At 24.9% G+C, this 2041-nt stretch carries 4 protein-coding genes; all 4 read right to left on the bottom strand.

All coding sequences use genetic code 11. From position 1 onward, the window contains the following. Positions 1-57: 57 nt before the first annotated feature. Positions 58-675 (bottom strand): lysozyme inhibitor LprI family protein, encoded by a 618-nt coding sequence (locus tag ACQRD5_RS17025; RefSeq protein ID WP_291632168.1) that lies wholly within the window; start codon positions 673-675, stop codon positions 58-60. Positions 676-695: 20 nt separating this feature from the next. Then, entirely contained in the window at positions 696-1136 is a 441-nt protein-coding gene (locus tag ACQRD5_RS17020; protein WP_294365389.1) for a GNAT family N-acetyltransferase, read from the bottom strand. Positions 1137-1198: 62 nt separating this feature from the next. After that, positions 1199-1630, bottom strand: a complete 432-nt coding sequence (locus tag ACQRD5_RS17015; protein ID WP_294365391.1) for a DUF5412 family protein — start codon at positions 1628-1630, stop codon at positions 1199-1201. A gap of 34 nt (positions 1631-1664) precedes the next feature. After that, a complete protein-coding gene (locus ACQRD5_RS17010) occupies positions 1665-2018 on the bottom strand; it encodes a DUF4440 domain-containing protein (RefSeq protein WP_294189584.1) in 354 nt (117 codons plus the stop codon). Between the last annotated feature and the right edge of the window lie 23 nt (positions 2019-2041).

The following is a 2041-nucleotide window of genomic DNA, read 5'->3' as shown; positions in this document are numbered from 1 at the left end:
TATTTATAATTCAATAACTAACAATTTTATAAGTTTATAATTGTCTCCAAAATTATACTACTTAATATATTTATTGACTAATTCATAACATCTCTTTTTAGTACTATCAATTAAGCTACTTAACTCCATATATGGTGCTATGCTACCTCCTTTATATTTATCTCTAGCTTCTTTACTTTTCAAATCCTTATTATTAATCCAATCTAGTTCTTCGTCTCTTAATTTATTCATATCCTCTTTTGAAAGTTCTTCTTCTAATTTAGAATATATTTCATTTAACATATTATCCCATTGAACAAACTCTTCACTAGCTGCTTCAGTCATATCTTTAGTTTTAGGACTAGCATATTTATCTTTTAATTCTAAATCCAATTTAGTTTCTAATTCATTTAATTTTTCTAAATACATATTCTTCTTTGAATCAGAATTGCTTTCATTTAATGACGATTTTATATTACTATCTCTCTTAGAATTATCATTTGATTGGTTAGTTTCAGATTCTTTCTTATCTTCAGAAGATATTGCCTCTTCTTTATTTATTGAATCAGAACTTTTTTCTACATTTGATTCAATATCACTTTCAGTTTTATTTTTAATTTCTCTATTACTGCATCCTACTAAGAATGATGAAGATATAAATAAAATTAAAAACATACTTTTTAGAAATTTCTTCATATATTCTCCTTTATTAATTCTTATTTATATATTGGCTTAATGAAATTCCTTTGATCTTTTTTATTAATATAGCCATGTTTTTCATAAAATCTATGTGCATCTGTTCTCTCATATCCAGATACTAGTCTTATTCCACTATATCCATTTTCTTTTGCCCAATCTTCAAGGCTATTTATTAATTCATTTCCAACACCAGTATTTCTATAATCACCTTTCACCACAAATCCTAATATATTTATTAATGAATCATTGTAAAGTAACTCATATGGACTTCCATGAATATAACCAATTACTTCATTATCTTTCTCTACTACTAAAATAACATCTTTTGTATTTTCTGTTATATATGAAATTCTATCTTTAACTTTTTCTATAGAGAATAAATATCCTAATTCTTGGTTCAATAAGTATATATCATTATAATCACTTGTTTCTATTTCCCTTATATTTATTTGCGCCATCTTTATTACACCTTACTACATGTTAATTACAGCAAACTTACAATTCAATTATATATTTTTGTTTAATAGTTATACTCTATTTTTATACCTTTAAATATCTCAACTTTTAAACGAGTATAGCTTTCATTTTCTTTTACATTAGTGAAGTTAACTTTTAGAGTTTCATTATCTTCCCATTGAATATCAATAGCTTCATTACTTGAATTGTTGTTCAAATATATATTAGGTTCATTCTCTTTTAAAAATTCCCCAACCTTTTCTTCATTTGCATCAATTATAGATATTCCTCTCCTAAATGTTACAGTAGCCCCTCCATCAGTGAATATATATGAAATAGCTTTATACTTTCCATTTGGTGAAATCTCTTCACATTGCACTTCAATTGATGTAGTTTTCTTTGATGTGTTATATGTGATTTGTGAGCATCCGATTATACTAAATAATAGAACGCTAAAAAATGATATAACTATAATGTTTTTTATTCTTTTATTCAATTTCTCATTCCCCCTTATATATTAATATAATTATTTATGTAATTAAGGTTCCTTGATGAAATAGCATTTTCCACTTACCATCATATAGTTTCCATATAGAACTTCTAATTGAACTTTTTATTATATTATCTTTATGATAGATTTTATCTATTTTATATGTTGCTAATATACAATCCTTTGATAATTCCCTTGAATTAAAATCCTTTAACTGAAAGGATACATTATCTTCATACCAAGTATCATCCGCATTATAGTTATAAATAACTCCACTACTACAGTATTCAATAAAGTCTTCTGATAATAGTTCTTTTAACTTTTCAGGCGATTTTCTAATCTCTGGCTTTAATAATTCTTTTTCATAATTTAATATTAATTCACTATTTTCCATAAATCCTCCTTCCTAATAGCTAT

Origin of the sequence: Clostridium sp. SGI.024 (assembly GCF_050315195.1) — a bacterium.
GTDB lineage: Bacteria > Bacillota > Clostridia > Clostridiales > Clostridiaceae > Clostridium.
The sequence above is the reverse complement of the archived record's forward strand: the minus strand, read 5'-3'. Positions and strand labels throughout refer to the sequence as shown.

Coding starts and splice junctions, on each gene's coding strand:
- ACQRD5_RS17025 (WP_291632168.1), bottom strand. CDS start 675: ATGAAGAAATTTCTAAAAAGTATGTTTTTAATTTTATTTATATCTTCA.
- ACQRD5_RS17020 (WP_294365389.1), bottom strand. CDS start 1,136: ATGGCGCAAATAAATATAAGGGAAATAGAAACAAGTGATTATAATGAT.
- ACQRD5_RS17010 (WP_294189584.1), bottom strand. CDS start 2,018: ATGGAAAATAGTGAATTAATATTAAATTATGAAAAAGAATTATTAAAG.